At 44.8% G+C, this 21,886-nt stretch carries 19 protein-coding genes; 12 read left to right on the forward strand and 7 right to left on the reverse strand.

The annotated features are described in order from the left end of the window. Positions 1-110: 110 nt before the first annotated feature. On the forward strand, positions 111-2,573 hold the full coding sequence (locus IGJ17_RS00755) for a heavy metal translocating P-type ATPase (RefSeq protein WP_429961018.1): 2,463 nt from the start codon (positions 111-113) through the stop codon (positions 2,571-2,573). Between the two features lie 73 nt (positions 2,574-2,646). Here the strand turns inward: IGJ17_RS00755 and IGJ17_RS00760 are convergent, their stop codons facing one another. Then, positions 2,647-3,363, reverse strand: a complete 717-nt coding sequence (locus IGJ17_RS00760) for a GntR family transcriptional regulator (protein WP_144330757.1) — start codon at positions 3,361-3,363, stop codon at positions 2,647-2,649. A gap of 108 nt (positions 3,364-3,471) precedes the next feature. Continuing rightward, entirely contained in the window at positions 3,472-4,743 is a 1,272-nt protein-coding gene (gene celB, locus IGJ17_RS00765; protein WP_005226670.1) for a PTS cellobiose transporter subunit IIC, read from the reverse strand. A 159-nt stretch (positions 4,744-4,902) separates the two neighbouring features. On the opposite strand from celB, the gene IGJ17_RS00770 reads away from it, so the two are divergent. From IGJ17_RS00770 to IGJ17_RS00780, 3 genes are all read left to right on the forward strand, one after another. Then, the gene (locus IGJ17_RS00770) at positions 4,903-6,291 is read left to right on the forward strand and encodes a glycoside hydrolase family 1 protein (protein ID WP_429961019.1); all 1,389 of its coding nucleotides are present in this window, start codon (positions 4,903-4,905) and stop codon (positions 6,289-6,291) included. A gap of 247 nt (positions 6,292-6,538) precedes the next feature. Beyond that, positions 6,539-7,819, forward strand: a complete 1,281-nt coding sequence (locus IGJ17_RS00775) for a PTS sugar transporter subunit IIC (RefSeq protein WP_005232725.1) — start codon at positions 6,539-6,541, stop codon at positions 7,817-7,819. A 186-nt stretch (positions 7,820-8,005) separates the two neighbouring features. Continuing rightward, positions 8,006-8,746, forward strand: a complete 741-nt coding sequence (locus IGJ17_RS00780) for a GntR family transcriptional regulator (protein ID WP_008376546.1) — start codon at positions 8,006-8,008, stop codon at positions 8,744-8,746. Between the two features lie 74 nt (positions 8,747-8,820). Here IGJ17_RS00780 and uvrC read toward each other — a convergent pair whose 3' ends face one another. Then, positions 8,821-10,611, reverse strand: a complete 1,791-nt coding sequence (gene uvrC, locus IGJ17_RS00785; RefSeq protein ID WP_005232721.1) for an excinuclease ABC subunit UvrC — start codon at positions 10,609-10,611, stop codon at positions 8,821-8,823. A gap of 232 nt (positions 10,612-10,843) precedes the next feature. Beyond that, the gene (locus tag IGJ17_RS00790; RefSeq protein WP_016611586.1) at positions 10,844-11,695 is read right to left on the reverse strand and encodes a LysR family transcriptional regulator; all 852 of its coding nucleotides are present in this window, start codon (positions 11,693-11,695) and stop codon (positions 10,844-10,846) included. Between the two features lie 65 nt (positions 11,696-11,760). Between IGJ17_RS00790 and IGJ17_RS00795 the strand changes: the two genes are divergently transcribed. Further along, positions 11,761-12,783, forward strand: coding sequence for a YeiH family protein (locus tag IGJ17_RS00795; RefSeq protein WP_016619553.1), 1,023 nt, complete (start codon positions 11,761-11,763; stop codon positions 12,781-12,783). 166 nt (positions 12,784-12,949) lie between these two features. On the opposite strand, the gene IGJ17_RS00800 is transcribed toward IGJ17_RS00795, so the two are convergent. Then, on the reverse strand, positions 12,950-13,717 hold the full coding sequence (locus tag IGJ17_RS00800; RefSeq protein WP_005232717.1) for a DeoR/GlpR family DNA-binding transcription regulator: 768 nt from the start codon (positions 13,715-13,717) through the stop codon (positions 12,950-12,952). 332 nt (positions 13,718-14,049) lie between these two features. On the opposite strand from IGJ17_RS00800, the gene ulaG reads away from it, so the two are divergent. From ulaG to araD, 7 genes are read left to right on the forward strand one after another with little or no spacing between them, the layout of a single operon-like run. Further along, positions 14,050-15,114: an L-ascorbate 6-phosphate lactonase gene (gene ulaG / locus IGJ17_RS00805; RefSeq protein ID WP_086372518.1), complete on the forward strand. Its 1,065-nt coding sequence runs from the start codon at positions 14,050-14,052 to the stop codon at positions 15,112-15,114. Positions 15,115-15,161: 47 nt separating this feature from the next. After that, the gene (locus tag IGJ17_RS00810; RefSeq protein WP_005232715.1) at positions 15,162-15,635 is read left to right on the forward strand and encodes a PTS sugar transporter subunit IIA; all 474 of its coding nucleotides are present in this window, start codon (positions 15,162-15,164) and stop codon (positions 15,633-15,635) included. Beyond that, the gene (locus tag IGJ17_RS00815; protein WP_016611581.1) at positions 15,636-17,102 is read left to right on the forward strand and encodes a PTS ascorbate transporter subunit IIC; all 1,467 of its coding nucleotides are present in this window, start codon (positions 15,636-15,638) and stop codon (positions 17,100-17,102) included. 23 nt (positions 17,103-17,125) lie between these two features. Continuing rightward, on the forward strand, positions 17,126-17,419 hold the full coding sequence (locus IGJ17_RS00820) for a PTS sugar transporter subunit IIB (protein WP_005232713.1): 294 nt from the start codon (positions 17,126-17,128) through the stop codon (positions 17,417-17,419). A gap of 60 nt (positions 17,420-17,479) precedes the next feature. Next, complete coding sequence (locus tag IGJ17_RS00825) at positions 17,480-18,118, forward strand: 3-keto-L-gulonate-6-phosphate decarboxylase UlaD (protein WP_008376529.1); 639 nt, start codon at positions 17,480-17,482, stop codon at positions 18,116-18,118. Positions 18,119-18,124: 6 nt separating this feature from the next. Continuing rightward, positions 18,125-19,024: an L-ribulose-5-phosphate 3-epimerase gene (locus IGJ17_RS00830; RefSeq protein WP_005232709.1), complete on the forward strand. Its 900-nt coding sequence runs from the start codon at positions 18,125-18,127 to the stop codon at positions 19,022-19,024. Beyond that, positions 18,996-19,682: an L-ribulose-5-phosphate 4-epimerase AraD gene (gene araD / locus IGJ17_RS00835; protein WP_005232707.1), complete on the forward strand. Its 687-nt coding sequence runs from the start codon at positions 18,996-18,998 to the stop codon at positions 19,680-19,682. Before IGJ17_RS00830 ends, araD begins: the two co-directional genes overlap by 29 nt. Positions 19,683-19,725: 43 nt before the next feature. On the opposite strand, the gene IGJ17_RS00840 is transcribed toward araD, so the two are convergent. After that, on the reverse strand, positions 19,726-20,229 hold the full coding sequence (locus IGJ17_RS00840; RefSeq protein ID WP_005232701.1) for a GNAT family N-acetyltransferase: 504 nt from the start codon (positions 20,227-20,229) through the stop codon (positions 19,726-19,728). A 204-nt stretch (positions 20,230-20,433) separates the two neighbouring features. Continuing rightward, a complete protein-coding gene (locus tag IGJ17_RS00845) occupies positions 20,434-21,873 on the reverse strand; it encodes a 6-phospho-beta-glucosidase (RefSeq protein ID WP_142437312.1) in 1,440 nt (479 codons plus the stop codon). Positions 21,874-21,886 lie beyond the last annotated feature (13 nt).

The raw sequence follows: 21,886 nt of genomic DNA on the forward strand, positions 1-21,886 counted from the left end.
TGAGTATTATCGTTGACAAGTGTAAACGATAATTGTAAAGTAGAAGAAGATTACAACTGTAAACATAAAAGGTGAATGGGTTTGCATAGCAAGCAAGGAGGAAGGAAACAATGATCGAAAAGAATTATGGGGTAAAAGGGATGACCTGTGCGTCTTGTTCCCAGACAGTCGAAAAAACAGTCAGCAAGCTGGCGGGGGTCGACCAAGCAGCTGTCAATTTGGCTACTGAAAAATTACATATTCGTTATGATGAGCAGCAGCTCACCGAAGAAACACTCGCTGAGGCCATCAAAGCAGCGGGCTATCAACTGATCGGCTCTCAAAGACAAGAGACCTTTGCCATCTCGGGCATGACCTGTGCGTCTTGTGTCCAAACAGTAGAAAAAGCTGTCCAAAAATTAGCGGGTGTGGAGCAAGCCTCCGTCAATCTGGCGACAGAAAAACTGACGGTCAGCTATCAACAAGACCAAGTGTCCGCCGCGAAGATCGCAGCTGCCGTGAAAGAGGCGGGCTATGACGCACAGCTGCCGACCGCTTCTGCCGACAAGGCGGATTCAAAACAGGCAGAGATTCGTGCTTTATGGCAACGGTTTTGGCTTTCGGCGCTCTTTACGATCCCCTTGTTCTATTTGACGATGGGGGAAATGATCGGTTTGCCGATCCCTGGCTTTTTAGATCCAATGGCCTATCCAGTCAATTTCGTTACCACTCAATTGATTTTAGTCTTACCGGTGATGGTCCTCGGTCGCGCCTTTTACATTGCTGGTTTCAAAGCGCTTTGGAAAGGCCATCCTAACATGGATTCCCTCGTCGCATTGGGAACCAGTGCTGCCTTCTTTTATAGTATTTATGGGACCGTGATGGTCTACCTGGGCACGACCCACTATGCGATGCACTTGTACTATGAAACGGCCGCCGTTATTTTGGCATTAGTGACCTTAGGAAAATACCTTGAGTCGGTCTCAAAGGGCAAAACCTCCGAAGCCATCAAGAAGTTGTTGGATCTCGCACCGAAAAAAGCCCGCGTGCTTCGCGGCAGCGGGCATCAAGCCGAAGAAGTCGAAGTGGGTATTGAAGAAGTCGCAGCCGGCGATATCTTAGTCGTACGACCTGGTGAAAAGATTCCTGTGGATGGGATCGTTACCCAAGGACGCTCTGCCATCGATGAATCAATGATCACCGGAGAAAGCTTACCTATCGAAAAACAAGTCGGTGATCGGGTGATCGGCGCTAGTATCAACAAAAATGGCTCGTTTCAATACGAAGCCACCAATGTGGGAGAAGATTCAACGTTAGCGCAAATCATTCAGTTAGTAGAAAATGCCCAAGGCTCCAAAGCGCCGATTGCCCGCATGGCAGATAAAGTTTCGGGTGTGTTTGTCCCGATTGTCATGGTCTTGGCGGTTTTTGCAGGACTTGCCTGGTTTTTCTTAGGACAAGAAACCTGGATCTTCTCATTGACCATTACGATCTCTGTATTAGTGATTGCTTGTCCGTGTGCCTTAGGATTAGCGACACCGACCGCCATCATGGTGGGTGCGGGCAAAGGGGCAGAAAATGGCGTCTTGATCAAAAGCGGCGATGCGTTAGAAACAGCTAGAAACGTGACGACGATCGTCTTTGATAAAACTGGCACGATCACAGAAGGCAAACCAGTCGTAACCGATCTCCTGCCTGCCGGCAACCACACGCCGACGGAATTGCTGCAACTGGCGGCTTCTGTTGAAAAAGGCTCAGAACATCCATTAGGCGAAGCCATTGTGATCGAAGCCCGCAAGCAAGCCCTCGCCCTGCAAGAAGTTGACGGGTTTGAAGCGATTCCGGGGCATGGGATTCAAGGCACGATTGCTGGCAGTCCAGTCCTATTAGGCAACCAGAAATGGCTGGAAAAACAAAACGTTGCCATCGATGGCCTGATCGAGCAAGCCCAACAATTGGCTCACGAAGGGAAAACACCGATGTATGTTGCCAAAGACGGCGAAGCGATCGGGATCATCGCTGTGGCAGATACTATCAAAGAAAGCAGTCGAAAAGCCATTGAGCGGTTGCATCAAATGGGCTTGTACGTAGCAATGATCACGGGCGACAATGCTCGGACAGCCCAAGCCATCGCCAAACAAGTCGGTATCGATGAAGTAATCAGTGACGTCTTGCCAGAAGATAAAGCCGCCAAAGTAGCCGGCCTCCAAGCCAAAGGCCAAAAGGTTGCGATGGTAGGTGACGGGATCAATGATGCGCCGGCGTTAGCCCAAGCCGATGTAGGGATCGCGATTGGCTCTGGTACCGATGTCGCCATCGAATCGGCAGACATCGTACTGATGCGCAGCGATCTGATGGACGTCCCATCAGCGATCGAGTTAAGTCGGGCAACCATCAAAAACATCAAAGAAAATCTTTTCTGGGCTTTTGCTTATAACGTCTTAGGCATTCCTGTCGCAATGGGTGTGTTGCATCTTTTCGGCGGCCCCTTGCTCAATCCAATGATCGCCGGGGCGGCCATGAGCTTCAGCTCGGTATCCGTTTTATTAAATGCCTTGCGGCTGAAACGATTCCAACCCTCAGCAAAAAAATAAACGAAGCAACGAATGCAACAACAAAAAGACCTGCCCACGGTTTCTGATGGAAGAAAACCGTGGATAGGTCTTTTTAGTGCTGGACATCTAAATAAGAGTAGGCCCGCACGTCATAACGGTTGCGACTACGGGAAAATTCGATAGGTGAGCCATTTTTCTGATAGACGATCTGTTCGATCTCTAAAACCGGATCATCGGCTTTACAGTTCAAATACCGTTGATCGTACGCGGTGCTTTTATCAGCGGCAATGGTGCGGTAAGCGCCGGCAAACTGGACCCCTAGTTCCTCTTTGACATAGCGGTAGATAGAACTTTCTAAATGGCCACGAGTTAAATTGGGCACCAAATGGACCGGCATATAGGTATATTCTAAAATAAACGGCTGGTCTTCAAGAATCCGCAAGCGGACAATACTATAGATCGGCTGTTCTTCCGTCAACATCAACTTTTCTTGGATCGTTTGGTCAGGAAATTCGACTTGAAAATCGATGACCTGACTGACTAGCTTGCGGCCAGCTTTGCCCATTTCTGTTGACAAGCCTTCATAGACCGTTAAAGCAGTGGTGTCTTTTTTTAAGAATGGGTGGTTCAATATTTTTGTTCCAGCGCCCCGCTGAGAATAAACCAGTCCTTCCATGGCTAAAATACCGATGGCTTTTTTGACGGTCATCCGGCTGACTCCGAATTCTTCGACTAAATCAGTTTGATTCGGCAGTAAGCTGTCAGGCGGATACGTTTTGTTTTTGATACGTGTGCGTAAAATATTGGCAATTTCTTGGTATTTTGGCATCTGATCACCTCGCAAGAAGTATAGCTGAAAAAAGCGGTTTCGACAATCAAACCTTGGTTTTTTTATAAAAAGAACGGCTGACTGAAAAAATTCAGCCAGCCGTTGCGCTTAATCGATCGATGGTTCTGCTTGACGATCTAAAACACGTAAGAATGGATACCAGATTAAGCCGACGATCACCACGTCAATGACTTGCAGCAAACCACCTAACCAAGAGTTGGTTGCTAAGACACCACTGAAGACCACTGGAACGGTCCAAGGAACAGAAACACCAGTTGGTGCAGGAACAAGTCCAGCCGCCATCACTAAGTAGTTGAAGGTCGTTACCACAAGAGGTGCCACGACCCAAGGAATCAGGATCGTCGCATTCAAGACGATCGGCATACCGAAGATTGCTGGTTCGTTGACGTTAAAGATCCCTGGTGCTAAAGCCAAACGACCAACATCGCGGTATTGTTTTTTCTTCAATACAAAAGCCATCAAGATAACAACTGCTAACGTCATACCAGAACCGCCTAATCCAACGGTGAAGGTTTCCATAAATGGTTTTGTGACGATATGCGGCAGTGCATCCCCATTTTGATACGCTTCTAAGTTGTCTAACATTAATGTATTCCAAATCGGGTCCATCACAGAGTTGACGATGATTTGACCATGTAGACCGAAGAACCAAAGGAATTGGACAAAGAACAAAGCCAATAGAGTTGCTGGCAAGCTGCTGCCTAGTCCAGTCAATGGTTTTTGGATCAATTCATAAACCAAGTCATGCAAGTTGGCATTGAAGACACCCGTCATGATGGCATTGATCACTAAAAATACCGTTAAGGTGATAATTGCTGGAATCAAAGCGGCAAAAGATTTAGAAACTGCTGGTGGCACCCCATCAGGCATTTTGATCTGCCAGCCGCGTTTTGTGATGCGGCAATAGATTTCAGCTGCTAAAAATGCTGCGATCATCCCGATAAACATCCCTTTTGCGCCAAGACGATCAAGAGACAGCACGCCGGAGATCGTTTCGCCAGATTCAGTAGTCATAAAGAAAGGAGTTAAGATCAAAAAGCTGGCAAAAGAAACGGCGCCGCCAAAAATCCCTTCCACATCATATGATTTTGATAAATAATAGCCGATACCGAAAGTAACGAAAACAGTCATGATACTCATTGTTGCGTTTTGCCCATTGCCAAACAGCGTTCCTAATGTTCCTTTAGTGGCATCACTGAAGAAGGGCAGGTTGTTTAAAACGACCACGATCGATCCAAACATAGTGATTGGGAACGAAAGCATAAACGCGTCCCGCAAGACGGTCAGGTAGCGATTTTGTCCTAAGGCATTCGCCAAGGGCAAAATCTTTTCAGATAACTTGTCCATAAAACCATTCATTATTAGTTCACTCCTTAAATTTCTTTTTGCAATCGATTACATTGATAATGTATCATGTTTTATTTTAAATGTCTATACATTTATTTTAAAAAAGATTGATTTTTGTAACTGCTTCCTTTATGATTAGGGCAGCAAAGAAAAAATGAGGAGTGAATGAAGATGGATTATCAATTTCCAGCAGGCTTTTGGTGGGGGTCAGCCGCTAGTGGCCCACAAACAGAAGGTGTATTTGAAGGTGATGGCAAAGGGGCAAGCATCTGGGATTACTGGTATCAGCAAGAACCAGAGAAATTTTTCGATAGGGTAGGTCCTGAAAAAACCTCGCAAGTCTACACACGCTATCAAGAAGATATTCAACTCATGAAAGAAACCGGCCATACGACGTTTCGGACGTCGATCCAATGGAGTCGTCTTTTCCCGCAAGGCAAAGGAGAAGTCAATCAAAAAGCCGTTGATTTTTACAATGCCTACATTGATGAGTTGATCGCCAACGGGATCGAACCTTTCATGAATTTATACCACTTCGATATGCCAATGGCGCTGCAAGAAAAAGGCGGCTGGTTGAACCGAGAGACCGTGGATGCCTATGTCGCGTTTGCGCAAACCTGCTTTACGTTATTTGGTGATCGTGTCAAGAAATGGTTCACTCATAATGAACCGATCGTCCCTGTTGAAGGCGGCTATCTTTACCAATTCCATTATCCGAATGAGATCAACATGAAACATGCAGTCCAAGTTGGGTTCCACGAAACGTTGGCGAGTGCTAAAGCCATCAAAGTCTACCATGAGATGAACCTTGGTGGGGAGATCGGCATCATCTTGAACTTGACGCCAAGCTATCCAAGAGATGAGAACGATCCAGAGGATGTCAAAGCAGCGCAAATCGCAGATGCCTTCTTTAATCGCTCTTTCTTAGACCCTGCGGTCAAAGGCACGTTCCCAGAAGAATTAGTGACCATCGTCAAGGAATTAGATATGGTACCAGCGATGGAAGCTGATGATTTACAAACGATTCGCGAAAATACGATCGACTTGTTGGGGATCAATTATTACCAACCTCGTCGTATCATGAAGAAAGAATCACCGATCGATCAAGCGAAAAGTCCAATGCCAGATGATTACTTTGATAACTATGATATGCCGAACAAGAAAATGAACCCGTATCGTGGATGGGAAATCTATGAAAAAGGGATCTATGATATTTTGACAAACACGCGAGAAAACTATGGCAATATCAAGTGCTACATTTCTGAAAATGGCATGGGTGTCGAAGGAGAAGAACGTTTCGTCAATGCTGATGGCGTGATCGAAGATGATTACCGCATCGAGTTTGTCTCTGACCACCTAAAGTACGTCCACCAAGCGATCCAAGAAGGAACCAATTGTGTTGGCTACCATATGTGGACCTGCATGGACAACTGGTCATGGACCAATGCTTACAAGAACCGTTACGGATTTATCTCCGTTGACTTAGCAAATGATGCTAAACGAACGGTGAAAAAATCAGGTCGTTGGTTTAAAGAAGTTTCAGATAATAACGGCTTTTAATAACAATGAAAAAAGCAATGCTGTAGGAATCAGCATTGCTTTTTTTGTGTAAAATCGCGGATTTTTTCTGGCTAATTTCAAAGGGGGGGTTCTATTAAAAAACCACCTGTTTTTGCAAATGATAAGCTGGGTTAAATAAAAGCACAGTTTTGATAAAGAAAAGACTAGACATGGAAACGTTCTCGTGGTATTCTTTAGTAGAAATCGGTTTCATTATTTTGTTTAGGGTTTGAAAGGAGAAAAAACAATGGATAAATTTATTGGATTTATGGAGAAGCACTTTATTCCGATCGCTTCCAAAATAGGCTCTCAAAGACATCTAGTGGCCATTCGTGACGGATTTATCGTAACGATGCCGTTGATGATCTTAGGCTCTTTTGGGGTATTGATCAACAACTTACCAATCCCTGCCTATATTGATTTTATGAATGGCATTTTTGGTGAAGGAACATGGCAAGCCTTTGGGAACAACTTGTCAGCAGGTACTTTTTCAATACTTGGTCTGTTAATCGCTTTCACAGTAGCGTATAATTTAGCTAAAAGCTACAATCAAGACGCATTAGGTGCTGGGGCGATCTCAGTTGCAAGTTTCTTCGCATTAGGTGCAATGGCGACAGGCCCAGATGGTTTGTTAACAGCTGCCGGACTTGGTTCTCAAGGATTATTTTTAGCATTAATCGTATCGATCATTTCTACTGAGATCTTCCGTCGTCTAGCTGGCAACCCACGCTTAGTCATCAACATGCCTGATGGCGTACCACCAGCAGTTTCACGTTCATTTGCTGCATTATTCCCAGCAATGATCACCGTATCGATCTTTGCTTTGTTTACAGCAATTTTCCAAGCATTTGGTGTGACAAGTATCGTATTGTCCTTCTATGAATTGGTGCAACAACCATTCATGGGCTTGGCAAACTCTTATCCAGCTGCTTTGCTATTAGGTTTTATCTCTGCATTCTTATGGTTCTTTGGTTTGCATGGTGCCAACATCATCGACCCGTTCATGCAAACGATCAATGTGCCAGCGATCGAAGCAAACGCACGAGCATTAGAAGCAGGCACAGATTTGCCTTATATCGTCAACAAACCATTCTTTGATTCTTTCGTGAACATCGGCGGAACAGGCGCGACACTAGGTCTTTTGATTGCGATCTTTTTAGTTGCTCGTCATCATAAAGCGTATATGACTGTCGCAAAACTATCCGTTGCACCAGGTGTGTTCATGATCAATGAACCAGTGATGTTTGGGTTACCCGTTGTCTTGAACCCAATCTTGTTCATCCCATATGTGTTGACACCACTTGTTTTAGTCACGACTGCTTATTTTGCAACTGCAACTGGCTTAGTTCCTGCAAGTACCGTCATCGCACCATGGACGACGCCACCAATCATCGGCGGTATTTTGTCGACACAAAGTATTGCTGGCGGAATCTTGGCAGCTGTTAACTTGATCTTGTCGATCGTTATCTACTTGCCGTTCGTGAAAATGGCGCAAATTCAAGAAACACGCCGTTTAAAAAATGCGTAATGTCTGATCGAGTCGATTAGAAACAAGCGCCAAACGTAATAGACCTTATCTGGCCGCGATCAGAGTGCAATACCCCTTATCACACTGCTTCATTGGAAGGTGCAGTGGTGTGATGACACTCTTTTCGTTTGGCCGGTTCTTTTCTCGTTTTTCAATCAATACAACACACGTTTTGGAGGTGGCAAAATGCCCAAATATATGGAGATCGCAGATGTTCTGCGTAAAAGAATCAAGGACGGAACTTATCCGAAAGACAGTCTTTTACCTTATCAAACAGAGTTAGTGGAAGAGTTTGGCGTCAGCCGAATGACGATTAAAAATGCGGTGAATATCCTGATTATGGAAGGCTTGCTGCTGACAAAGCGCGGCTTAGGGACCAAAGTTTTGAATCATTCCTTTTGGGGCAAAGATACCTCATCGGTGACAGAATACAAAGGCCTGAGCTATCAGATGAAACAAGAAAAACGGACGTTGACTAGCCAAGTCATCACCTTTGAAGTCTGTTTTCCTACAACAAGAATTCAAGAGATGCTTCAGATCACTGCCGAACAACCAATCTATCATGTGATCCGTTTGCGGATCTTAGAAGGCAATCCATACATACTCGAGCATTCCTATATGCCGTTGGATCTGGTCAGCGGTTTGACGAAAGAGATCTTGGAAGAATCCGTCTATGACTATCTGTTGCAAGATTTAGGCTACAAATTTGCTGGTGCTTATCGGACTTTTCAGGCTGCCAAAAGTGATGAATACGATCAAACCTATTTAGCGTGCCAAGCAGATGATCCAGTATTGGAATTAGAACAGATCATCTATTTAGAATCGGGACGTCCAGTGGACTATTCCTGCAGCCGCAATCGGTATGATGTTCGTGGCTATTCCATGTTAGACATGAAGCCTGATCTGTTACAGCACCGCAAAAAGTAACGGCTTACAAAATGGTTCTTCAACGAAAAAACGCTTCATAGCTACTGTTGGCTATGGAGCGTTTTTGTTTTGACTTAAGAAGTGGGTTGGTTTTGATCGCCTAGTTTGGCTAAGATAGTTTCCGCAACGGCTTTGGGAATACCAGCTTGCTGGATCTCTTCCACGGAAGCTGCTTGGATGTTTTTTAACGACTTGAAGGTTTTCATGAGCTGTTGCTTGCGTTTTGGTCCTAAGCCAGGAATTTCATCTAGCTTGGAAGAAAAGCTGTTTTTACTGCGCAGTTGGCGATGGAAGGTGATCGCAAAACGATGGACCTCATCTTGGATCCGTTGCAGCAAAAAGAATTCGACAGAATTGCGTTCCAGCTGGATCGGATCTAAAAATTCTCCGAAAATCAACTCGCTGGTTTTGTGTTTGTTGTTCTTCACTAATCCGGCAACGGGAATATCTAAACCTAGCTGGTTATGCAGCACTTCTTGGGCGGCACCGACTTGGGCTTTCCCACCATCGATGATGATCAGATCAGGAAAAGGCAGGTTTTCTTTTAGGACACGAGAGTATCGGCGGTAGATGACTTCTTGCATAGAGCCATAATCATCGCCGCCTTGTGCGGTACGAATCTTATATTTCCGATAATCATCTTTAAACGGCTTCCCGTCGACAAAAACCACCATTGCAGAAACCGGATCGGTTCCCATGATGTGGGAGTTATCGAAGGCTTCAATCCGATAAGGTGTCGGGATCCCCATGGCATCGCCTAGACGATCCACAGCACCGATCGTCCGTTCTTCAGTACGCTCGATCAACGCAAATTTTTGGGCCAAGGCAATGCGGGCATTTTTATTGGCCAAATCGACCAATTTCTTTTTGTCGCCTCGTTGGGGCTGCAGGACTTTGGTTTCCAACAGCGCTTCTAATGGGGCAGCATCGACATTTTGCGGAACAAAGACTTCTTTGGGAATGAAGTGTTCATTCTTTTGGTAAAACTGGCCGACGAAGGTCAAGAAATCTTCATCCGCTTCATTGTAGAAAGGAAACAAAGAGACTTCTCGTTCGATCAGCTTTCCTTGACGGATAAAGAATACTTGGACACACATCCAGCCTTTGTCGACACTGTAGCCAAAGACATCACGGTCCATCAGGTCGGTCAAGGTCATTTTTTGTCGCGTCATGACGGTATCGATCGCTTGGATCTGATCCCGCAGCTCAGCCGCTCGCTCAAACTCTAATGTTTCAATGGCTTCGCCCATCTTCTCTTTCAGATCTTTCAAAATATCGACGTGACCGCCGTGGAAAAAGTGTTTGACTTGATCCACGATCTTTTGATAATCCTTGGGGTCTACATTATTGACATAAGGACAGACGCATTGACCCAAATGATAATAAAGACAAGGCCGCTTTTGAGAAGGACCGCATTTTCGTAAAGGAAAGAGGCGATCTAGCACCCGTTTGGTTTCATTGGCTGCTCGTGCATCAGGATAAGGGCCGAAGTATAAAGCCCCGTCTTTTAAAACTTTACGAGTGATGATCAAACGCGGATAGCGCTCTTTGGTCACTTTAATAAAAGGATACGACTTGTCGTCCTTTAACATGATATTGTATTTTGGTTTGTTTTTTTGAATCAAATTGATTTCCAGCAATAAAGCTTCCGTATTTGATTCGGTAACGACGTACTCAAAATCATTGATTTCTTGAACGAGCCGTTCGGTTTTCGTATCGTGGCTGCCGGTAAAATACGAACGGACACGATTTTTTAAAATTTTGGCTTTCCCAACATAGATGATTTTGTTATTTTTATCTTTCATTAAATAACAACCAGGTTGATCAGGAAGCAGCGCTAATTTGTTCTTGATTTGTTCGTTCATTTCAAGATCCTTTCTTACTGGTTTGCTTCACGAACTGCATAAGTAGTCAAAGGGCGGTCTAAGTTTCCCTCAAAAAGGGGAACGTTAGAGCCCATAGCCAGTACTCCTCATTTTAGCACAAATTTCTTAAGAAACAATCAATCGGACCAGATCAGCAGCGAGGAAGCGTAATCGTAAGAAAAGGTTAAGAAATCCCACGAGGCGGTGGTTCCCCCAAAAAATCAGTTTGTTATTATACGCTTGCCACCTGTGAGGGATCGTTTTGCGACCACTCCTGAATGAAGGTCCGCAATCCCTCGATGGCTGGTTCTGTGACTACTTTGCGCTGGATTAAGTAAAATTGGCGCTCAAAGTTTTTATCCAGCAGTTGATAGCCAATGCCGTGGGAGGCTCGCTTGGAAAGGATCGAACAGCCGAAGCCTTGTTTCAGCAAAGCGACAATCAATTCATTGCTGGCGATCTCGATGATCGGTCCTTGAATGTTCTGTTCCTCCAGATAGCGCTTAGTGTAATAGTAGACACCAGAACTCGCTTCTCGGACGAGCCAAGGACCGGTTTGGGGATCGCCAGCTAAGACGAGCTGATCTTTCAAAATCGGAAAACGCAAAATACTCGGTGCGGATAAGGGTTTTTCAATGATCCCTAAATCCAGTTGATGTTGTTCAAGCGCTGTTAAGACTTCAGCGGAGTTCATCATCGATACCCGAAAACGTACCGTGGGAAAGGCGTTGTATAAAGCAATCATCAAGTTAGGCATCAAGGCCATCGCATAGGTATGAGAGATGCCTAGGGCACAGTGGCTTTGGTGCTGCGTGTTGGTATGGATCTCGCTGGTGATCGTCGACCACTCATCCAATAAATTCAGTGCCTTTTCGTAAAGGTACTCTGCTTGGGGTGTGGCGATCACGTTTTTGCGACCATTGCGTAAAAAAAGCGGTGTATCCAGGTCTTGTTCCAACTGCTTGATTTGAGCAGAAACCGTGGGCTGCGAAATAAATAGCAATTCGGCAGCTTTCGAAAAATTTTTCGTTTCATAGACCATCTTAAAGGTCTCCAGTAATTTTAACATTGCAATCCCTTCCATTAGAAAATTCAATCATAACTATTATACCAATAAATCCTACTGATCGGTCAATCTGTGTATAATGGATGTTATATGAAAGGATGAAAGCAATGAAGCAACGACAAACAGCTTTGATACTTCCCGGTTTGTTCCTGTCCTTTTCGGTAGCCGTCATCGCCCGAATCATGGCTTTGGCTGTGCCAAAATTAGGGGGAGCAACCCTTGCTATTTTATTAGGAATCATTTTAGGAAATACACTGTTCAAGCAAGAACGCTATCAAGTCGGGACGAAGGTTGCGGAAAGTCGTCTCTTAGAATATTCGGTGGTTTTGCTGGGCTTTACCGTCACTTTCCAGACTATCAGTGAAATGGGTCTTCGGGGCTTTCTCTTTATTTTGCTGATGATGAGCTTGGTCATTACCGCTGCTTATTTGATAGGGAAAAAAATGGGCTTTAATCAAAAGATGAGCCTGATGATGGCAGGCGGCAATGCTGTCTGTGGGTCCTCTGCGATTGCGGCGATCGCACCAGCCATTGATGCCGATGATGAAGAAAAAGGGCAGATCATCACCTTGGTCAATCTTTTAGGAACGGTGATGATGCTGACGCTGCCGTTTTTAGGCTTGGCCTTATACGGCGATGATCTATTGCAAAAAAGCGCCTTACTTGGCGGCACACTGCAATCCGTCGGGCAAGTCGTGGCGGGGGCTAGTTTGATTGATGCCGACACCGTCAAATACGCGATGCTCTTTAAAATCGCGCGCATCATCATGTTGGCAGTCGTCGTCATTGTTTTTGAACGAATGACGACAAAGACCCCCACCAAAACCAAAGGCAAAGGTAAGCTACGGCTGCCAATCCCTTGGTATGTGTTGGGCTTCTTGACCATCTGTATCTTGAACAGCTTCTTGCCGCTGCCTAGCTGGTTGAATGAGGGGGCTCATTTTATCAGTACGTGGTTTGAAACAACGGCGTTGGCAGCCATCGGTTTGCGCCTGGATTTCCGCAAGTTTTTAAAAGAAGGACCGCGCTTTTTATTCTATGGTCTTTCCGTTGGAGCCGTCCAAACCGTGGGTGCTGTTGCGTTGATTTGGTTGCTGCGGCTCTAATTCACACGAGGCACATCCCATAAAGCACGTTTGAAGCGTACGATTGTTTAACGAAAAAAGCCACGACAGTTGATCGAAAGGCACGCTTTGCTGTTTCTTTTGGAAGAGGCAGCAAAGCGTGCCTTTTCAGATCAACTGTCGGGCTTTTTTTTAGCGACAAAGATGGTTAGACGGGGACTTGGATGACTTGAACACCTTGTTGCTCAATCAAGTCGATGACTTTGGGATCAGAATAATGGTCGGTGATCAGCAGATCGATAGCCGCAATTGCGCCAATCGTAAAATTGGATTGCTTACCGATTTTTCGATAATCCGCGATAACGATCAACTTGCCAGAATTTTCGATGATTTTCGCATTGACTTTGGCTTCGTGGATCACTGAAGTGGAAATGCCGGTCTGTAAATCTAACCCACTACAACCAATGATCGTAACATCAGAACGAACATGAGAAAACGACTCCACGGCGATATCCCCTGACAAGGCCGCTTTAGGATAGCGTATTTCGCCGCCACTTAAAACGATCGTTGATTTTGGATGGTGTTCCATTTGGATCACACTTGTATTGTTCGTCAACAAACTGATTCGTTTGTCCGTTAGATGGCGCAACGTTTGAGCGGCGCTAGTACTCGTATTGACGAAAAGGGTATCGCCATCTTTTACTTGGCGAGCCGCTTCTTTGGCTAGTCGATCTTTGATGTACTCGATCGAGTCGGTGGGATGCGCTTCATCTTCATAAGCTTCACAGTATTCGATTTTTCCGTGGGTTTGTTTGATCTGACCCATCTCACTCAGTACGGTACAGTCTCTGCGGATCGTCATCTCTGATACTCCCAACTGATGACTGAGGGTCTTCACATCAGAAAAACCAGATGTTTTTATCAGATCGATCAATTGTTTTCTCCTTTGCCTCACTTCTTCATTGGAACGTTTCACGATACTTCCTCCTTACATGCGCTTTATTCTATTCTTGTCTTTCATCGTTTATCCAGATTGCGATTGCCTTTGCATAGCAAAAACCTTCTCGCCTCATTCTCGCAAGTTCAAGTGATGATCCCACACCACTTGTTGAGAAGCCACGATGTGTTTGTTGTTTCTTCTTTCGAACTCATTTTAACATATCCCCTATACATTACCATATATATTAAATAATCACATTTATTTATGGGTTAATTAACATATAATAAGCTAAATTAACATAAAACTAGATTGAAAGCGTTTTTCTATATGTTAGAATCAAAGTGTAAATAAGCAAGGGAGGAATAAGAATGGCACATGTAAATGATGTTTCGAAAGAGAGTTGGCTTTTAAATACGTTTCCAGAATGGGGGACCTATTTGAACGAAGAGATTGAAAATGAGCTTGTGAAAGAAGGCACAGTTTCCATGTGGTGGCTAGGCTGTACGGGTATTTGGCTGAAGAGTGTGGAAGGAACCAATATTTTATGCGACCTTTGGTGTGGCACTGGCAAGCGCAGTCATGGGAATGGGCAAATGAAAAAAGGCCATCAAATGATGCGAATGAGTGGTGTACAAGAAATGCAGCCTAACCTACGGACTCAGCCCTTTGTGATCGATCCATTTGCAATCAAAGGAGTGGATGCGTTAGTGGTGACCCACATCCATTCCGATCATTTAGACATCAATACCGCAGCCGCAGTCCATCAAAATTGTCCAGAAGCAAAATTCGTCGGTCCCCATGAAGTCGTTGCAACTTGGTTGAAATGGGGAATACCAGAAGAAAAAACCATCGTGGTCAAACCGGGGGATGAAGTGACTATTGGGCAGGTGAAAATCGTCGCTTTAGAAGCATTCGATCGAACCGCTCTGATTACTTGTGAAGATCCGGATACCAGCTTGAAAGGAAAAATGCCACAGGACATGGATCGTATCGCAGTCAATTACTTGTTTGAGACTTCCGGTGGGGCGATTTATCATGCAGGAGATTCTCATTATTCGAATGTATTTGCTAAACATGGGAATCAGTACAAAATCGATGTTTGCTTAGGTGCATATGGCGAAAACCCGCGGGGCATCACCGACAAAGTTACATCAGTCGATATGTTGCGGATGGCCGAATCCCTCAATGCCAAAGTGGTGATTCCCGTACATTATGATATCTGGTCCAATTTTATGGCTGATCCAAAAGAGATCACCGAGATTTGGAAGTTTAAAAAAGATCGTTTGAACTATGAGTTTAAACCGTATATTTGGCAAGTTGGCGGCAAATTCACCTACCCAACGAATAAAGATGATCTTGAATTTAATTTCTATCGTGGCTTCAAAGATGTTTTTTCGGTCGACAATGATACGCCATTCCCTTCTTTCTTATAAAAGAAGGGGGGATGCTGCAAAAGCCAAATTTGAAAGGAGCAAACGTAATGCTGCGTTATTTTTATGAAAATGAGTTGGTTGCAATCAACCATGAACAGCCCGAAGACTGGGAAGCTGCTATCTGGGCGAGTGGCGAAGGATTAAAGCAAAAGGCGTTGATTACGGATCAGTACATTGAAGATGTCATTCGGGATGTCCATCAATACGGTCCTTATATTGTGATCATTCCCAAAGTAGCCATGCCCCATTCTTCAGCAGAAAGCAAAGGCGTCTTAGGAACAGGGATCGGGCTGACGATTTTTCCAGCGCCCGTCTCGTTTCAGGAAGATAATCCGGACAAGGAGGCGCAGTTGTTCTTTATGCTCGCTGCCAAAAACGCTGAAGCACATATGAACAATATCGCTGGTTTATCAGAGATGTTGATGGAAGAGGGGCTGGTAGAAGATCTATTAGGTGTAAAAACGATGGCAGATTTTGAAATGGTGATGGAGAAATATGACCAAAAAGAAAGCAGGGATTAGATGGAAGTGGTAGGAGATTTCTTATTGAGATGCTGGGATTACTTTGCTCAGAATATTTTGATGCAGCCAGCTTTTTTGATCGGTTTTATTGTACTGATCGGTTACTTACTATTGAAACGGCCGTTTGTTGAATGTGTCGCAGGTTTCTTAAAAGCCACCGTTGGTTACTTGATTTTGACGATTGGCTCTGGTGGATTGGTCAATAATTTCCGTCCGATCTTGGTGGGGCTTAAGGAGCGTTTTGAATTAGATGCGATGGTCACTGACCCGTATTTTGGTCAAAATGCGATCACCGCCGGCATTGAAGAACGATTCGGACGCACCTTTGGTGACACGATGCTCTTATTATTGATTGCCTTTGTTTTTAATATCTTACTCGTTCGCTTTAAAAAATATACGAAGCTGCGGGCCGTCTTTACTACTGGAAATGTGCAAGTACAGCAAGCCGCAACGGCCTTTTGGTTACTGCTATTTTGTTTTCCAGACTTGGGTCGGATCGAAGTCTTACTTGTCATGGGCTTGATCTTAGGCTGCTATTGGGCGGTTGGTTCCAATTTGACCGTGGGCATCTGTCAAGATTTGACGGAAGGTGCTGGTTTTGCGATTGCCCATCAACAGATGTTTGGTGTTTATTTCTTTGCGAGACTTGCGGAACGGTTCAAAAAGAACAAATCCAATCGGAAATTAGAAGATGTCGAACTACCGGGTTTTTTATCGGTCTTCAATGAAAATATGGTATCGACTTCGATCCTGATGCTCTTTTTCTTCGGTATCATTTTAGTGACACTTGGACAAGATTATTTAATAACAGCAGGATTTATGGCAGAAGGACAAAGTTTCTTATTTTATATTTTACAAACATCACTGATGTTTGCCGTCTACTTAGCAATTCTTCAATTAGGTGTGCGCACCTTCGTTTCCGAATTGACCGAGTCATTTCAAGGAATCTCAAATACGATTTTACCAGGTGCTGTTCCGGGGATCGATATCGCGGCAACCTTTGCCTTTGGTTCACCAAATGCTGTGACGGTGGGCTTTTTATTCGGTGCATTAGGACAATTTTTAATGATTGCTTTACTGATTTTGTTCCGGTCACCAACGATCGTGATTGCCGGGTTTATCCCACTGTTCTTTGATAATGCAGCGATTGCCGTTTTTGCCAACAACCGTGGAGGTATCAAGGCGGCTTGTCTTTTCCCATTCTTATCAGGCATCATTCAGATCGGTGGTTCGGCCTTGATCGCTACTTGGGTAGGATTGTCCCAATATGGCGGCTATCTTGGTATGTTCGACTGGGCGACCGTCTGGCCATTCTTTACAGTATTGATGAAATTCTTAGGCATCATTGGTGTGGTTCTTGTGGTGGTGATCTTATTAGTGATTCCGCAATTGCAGTACCGCAGAGATCCAGAAGGATATTTCTTGATCGTAGATGATTACGATGCGTATGTAGAAAAACAAAAATAATGAATTCTTAGGAGGAAAAAACGATGAGAGTATTAGTATCTTGTGCAAATGGATCAGGAACAAGTTTGATGATGATGCGGAGTGTTGAAAAAGCTTTGAAGTCTGAAGGGATCACAATCACCTCTATCCACCACTGCGCGATTTCTGAAGGCAAAAGCACCGCCAAGAATTACGATGTGGTCTTTACGCCAATGAACTTTGTCAATATGTTCGATAAAGCAAAAGAAAAGGGCGTAACAGTAATCGGGGTCAAAAATGTGATGTCTCCAAAAGAAATCATTGAGCGGGTCAGAGAAGCGGGTCTTTCAAAGGAGTAGTCAGCGTAACAGGATGTGGCAAAACAAAAAGGTTGGTCAAACAAAAGAGAGGGGAATTTCATGAGCATACCAAAACTACAGATTGCTTGCGATCACTCCGATTTAGCTAGTGCACTAGCAGATATCAAAAAAGTCGGCGATGTGGTTGATATTATTGAAGCAGGGACTATTTTATTGTTGCAAGAAGGAGAACAGGTATTACGCTGTTTCCGAGCAATGTATCCGGAGAAGTTGATCGTAGCAGACACAAAATGTGCCGATGCCGGTGGGACGGTCGCCAAAAACTGCCAGCAAGCTGGCGCGGATTATATGACCGTGATTTGTGCAGCAACGATCCCAACAATGAAGGCAGCGGCAAAAGAAATTGCTGAGATCCAAGTAGAATTATATGGTGACTGGACCTACCAGCAAGCACAGCAGTGGCTAGATGCCGGCATCTCACAAGCTATCTATCATCAAAGTCGTGACGCATTGTTAGCTGGTGAAACATGGGGAGAAAAAGATTTAACGAAAGTCCGTAAATTGATCGATATGGGGTTTCGAGTGTCCGTCACGGGAGGATTGAGCGTCGAGACGTTGGCTCTGTTTGCCGGCATTGATGTGTATACCTTTATCACAGGACGAGGCATCACTGCCGCTGACGATCCGCAACAAGCAGCAGTTGATTTCAAGCAAGAGATTTTACGGATTTGGGGGTAGTTTTCTATGAGTTTGATCGGTCTATATGAAAAAGCAACACCCAAAGCCCTTTCTTGGCCGGAACGATTGCAGTTTGTCAAAGACCGAGGTTTCGACTTCATTGAAATGTCCATCGATGAATCCGATGAACGCTTGGCACGCCTAGAGTGGAACCAAGCACAGCGCAAAGAGATCGTCGAGGCAATCTATGACTCGGGGATCAAAATCTTGTCTTTATGTCTCAGTGGACATCGGCGGTTTCCCTTTGGTTCGATCGATGAAAAAAAGCGCAAGCACGCGATGCATCTGATGGAAAAAGCCATCGACTTGGCTTCAGATTTGGGTATTCGCTGCATCCAATTAGCCGGATACGACGTGTATTATGAGGGAAAAAGTCTTTGTAGCCGAGAATGGTTCATTGCCAATCTAAAAGAAGCCGTCGCCAGGGCGTCTGAAAAGGGGGTCGTTTTGTCACTAGAGATCATGGATGATCCGTTTCTGAATTCTATCTCAAAGTATTTACGGATCAAGGAGCAGATACCTTCACCCTATCTACAAGTCTATCCAGATGTCGGGAACCTGTCGGCCTGGCCAGAAAATGATGTCGGTTATGAATTAGAAAAAGGCATTTGCGAGATTACCCAGATTCATTTGAAAGATACATTGGCGGTCTCAGATAAGTTTCGAGGAAAGTTTAAAGAAGTACCGTTTGGCACTGGGTGTGTTGATTTTGATGGCTGCTTACGCACGCTGAAGCGGTTGAATTATAACGGTTCTTTTGTCATCGAGATGTGGAGTGAGACGAGCGCTGACCCGATTGGGGAGATTGAACAAGCCAAAGCATATTTATTACCAAAACTAAAGGAGGTCGGTTACCTTGATCAATCAGCTTCAATTGATGAAAGAGCGAGTTTATCAAGCCAATAAGAGACTACCTGAGGAAGGGCTAGTAAAGCTGACTTGGGGAAATGTTAGTGAGATTGATCGAGATTTAGGGATCATCGTCATTAAACCAAGTGGTGTTGATTATCAGAAGATGACGGTTGATTCAATGGTGGTTTGCGACTTAACGGGAACACCGAAAGAGGCGAAGACGTTGAAGCCTTCCTCGGATATCAAAACCCATGCGCTATTGTATAAGCACTTCGAAGGCGTCAAGGCGATCGTCCATACGCATTCGACAAATGCGGTAAAATGGGCGCAAGCACAGCGAGACATTCCTGCATATGGAACGACGCATGCGGATACTTTTTATGGTAGTGTCCCTTGTACACGACCATTACGGGCCTCTGAGGTAACGGCAGACTATGAAAAAGAAACCGGAAAAGTCATTGTCGAGACGTTTGAAAAGCGGGGATTAGATCCGCTTGCATGCCCAGCTGTCCTCACAGCGGGACACGGTCCCTTTACTTGGGGGCAATCTGCGGAACAAGCGGTCAGCAATAGTATTGTTTTAGAAGAGGTTGCAGAAATGGCACTAGGTACCGAAGCTTTGACCTTAGAGCGAACACCGATCGCTGATTATTTGCTGGATAAACATTATTTCCGCAAGCATGGCGAACATGCTTATTATGGACAAGGATAACGGAAAAGCAGCCATTCCTAGCGATCAAGGAATGGCTGCTGTTCTATTCGTTTTCTTCAACGAGTGTTTTCACATAAAAGCGATCCATCGTGGTATGCTGTGCCGCCAATAGTGGCTGGGACAATGCGCGATAGCCGGCTTTTTGATAGACATGCAAGGCAGCTTCTAAAGAATGATGGGATTCTAAATAGAGTTGCCGATAGCCTAGTTCAAAAGCTTTGGCCTCGATCTTCGCCAGCAGGGGATAGCTGAGACGCTGCCCTTTGGCGGCATCACTAAGATAAAATTTTTGCAGCTCGGCGATTTGCCCTTCTGAATCATAAGCGGCAAGACCACCGCCGCCTAAAAGGGTACCCGATTCATCGGTGACGACAAAATAATGGCGGCTAGCAGGATCTGCTGCATAAAATTCACTTAAGTGGTCTAACTCGGGATCAAAATAGGCAGTTCCTGGAACCGCCAACTGGTGGTTGGTCAAGCTTTTGCGAATGATAGCAGCTAATGGCGCATCATCTTGAGATTGGATCGGACGAAATATCGGCTTCATGCAGTTCCTCCTTAACGTAAAAGTAAATGAATAGCTATAGTGTACCACAGCATCGAGGTAGTGTTTAGTGATGATAAGAAAAGCATCCTCGCAATGGCGCACCTCTTTAATAAGAAAACCGCCCCCTCGTTGCCAGGCTCCTAATGTAAAAAGGAGGATGGCGAAACGAGGGGGCGGTTTTTGTGTTAGTCATGGAAGCAGTAATTAGAGCGTTTCACCATTAGAGGCGATTACTTGCTGGTACCACGCAAAGGAATCTTTTTTCAAACGATTCAAGGTTCCTTTGCCGGTATTGTCTTTGTCGACATAGATCATGCCATAGCGTTTCTCCATTTCGCCGCTGCCGAAGCTGACGATATCAATGATCCCCCAAGGCGTATAACCTAATAGCGGTACACCATCTTCAACCACCGCTTTTTCCATCTGTTCGATATGCTCTTTCAGGTAAGTGATGCGGTAGTCATCATGGACTTGCTGTTCATTGGTTAATTGATCGTAAGCACCAAAGCCATTTTCTACGATAAATAGCGGCAAGTCATAGCGTTGATAGATCGTATTTAACACATAGCGCAACCCGACTGGATCGATAGGCCAGCCCCAATCAGAAGCACTGATATAAGGATTACTCACGATTTTTGCTCCCGGGATATCCTCAGTTGGTGTGCCAGCCACTTCATCAAGGGTTGAGATCGTTCCTGACATGTAATAGCTGAACCCAATATAATCAACGGTTCCCGCTTTTAATAGCGCTTGTTCCTCGGGCGTGATCTCAATCGTGATGCTTTTTTTCGCCCAATATTTTTGCACATAGGTTGGGATCTTGCCTCGTACATGGACGTCACTGTAAAAATAGCGCCGTTCATTGGCTTTGACGGATGCCATCAAATCAGCGGGTGCGCAAGAGTAGGGGTAGACTGGGACATAGGCCATCATACAGCCAATCTGAAACTCTGGATTGATTTTTTTGCCTTCGATCACGGCTGCCGCACTGGCAATCAACTCATTGACGCCCGCTTGAAAGACGAGTGCTTCTTTTTGACTGTCATCCTCGATGATCATGGCAGAATTGGTCCAAACGTGCAGCGGCTCTTGCCCATCTGCTTGATTATTGATCTCATTGAAGGTCATCCAATACGTTACTTTGTCACGATACCGTTGAAAAACAGTCTTGGCGAATTTGACAAAGAGGGGAATCACTTCTTTGTTAGCAAACCCGCCAAATTCTTCATAGAGGGCATAAGGCATTTCAAAGTGGGACAAAGTGATTACGGGTTCGATGCCGTTTGCCTGCAATTCGTCGAAAAGATCATCGTAGTATTGGAGACCGGCTTCATTTGGTTCTTCTTCTGTTCCAGTTGGATAGATCCGACTCCAAGAAATCGATGTCCGTAGACATTTCAAGCCCAGCTCTTTGAATAACTGGATATCTTCTTTGTAACGGTGATAAAAGTCAATGGCTTCATGGTTTGGGTAATACTCTCCTTCAATGACGCCTTTGGTGATTTTACGGGGAATACCGTTGCCACCGGCCGTCATAACATCAGCGGTACTCATTCCACGGCCAGCAACATTCCAAGCGCCTTCCGCTTGATGGGCAGCGATCGCGCCGCCCCATAAAAAATCTTTTGGCATTTTTGCGGACATAAATTTCATTCCT

Source organism: Enterococcus sp. DIV1096b (genome assembly GCF_050498765.1).
Lineage (GTDB): Bacteria > Bacillota > Bacilli > Lactobacillales > Enterococcaceae > Enterococcus_D > Enterococcus_D entomosocium.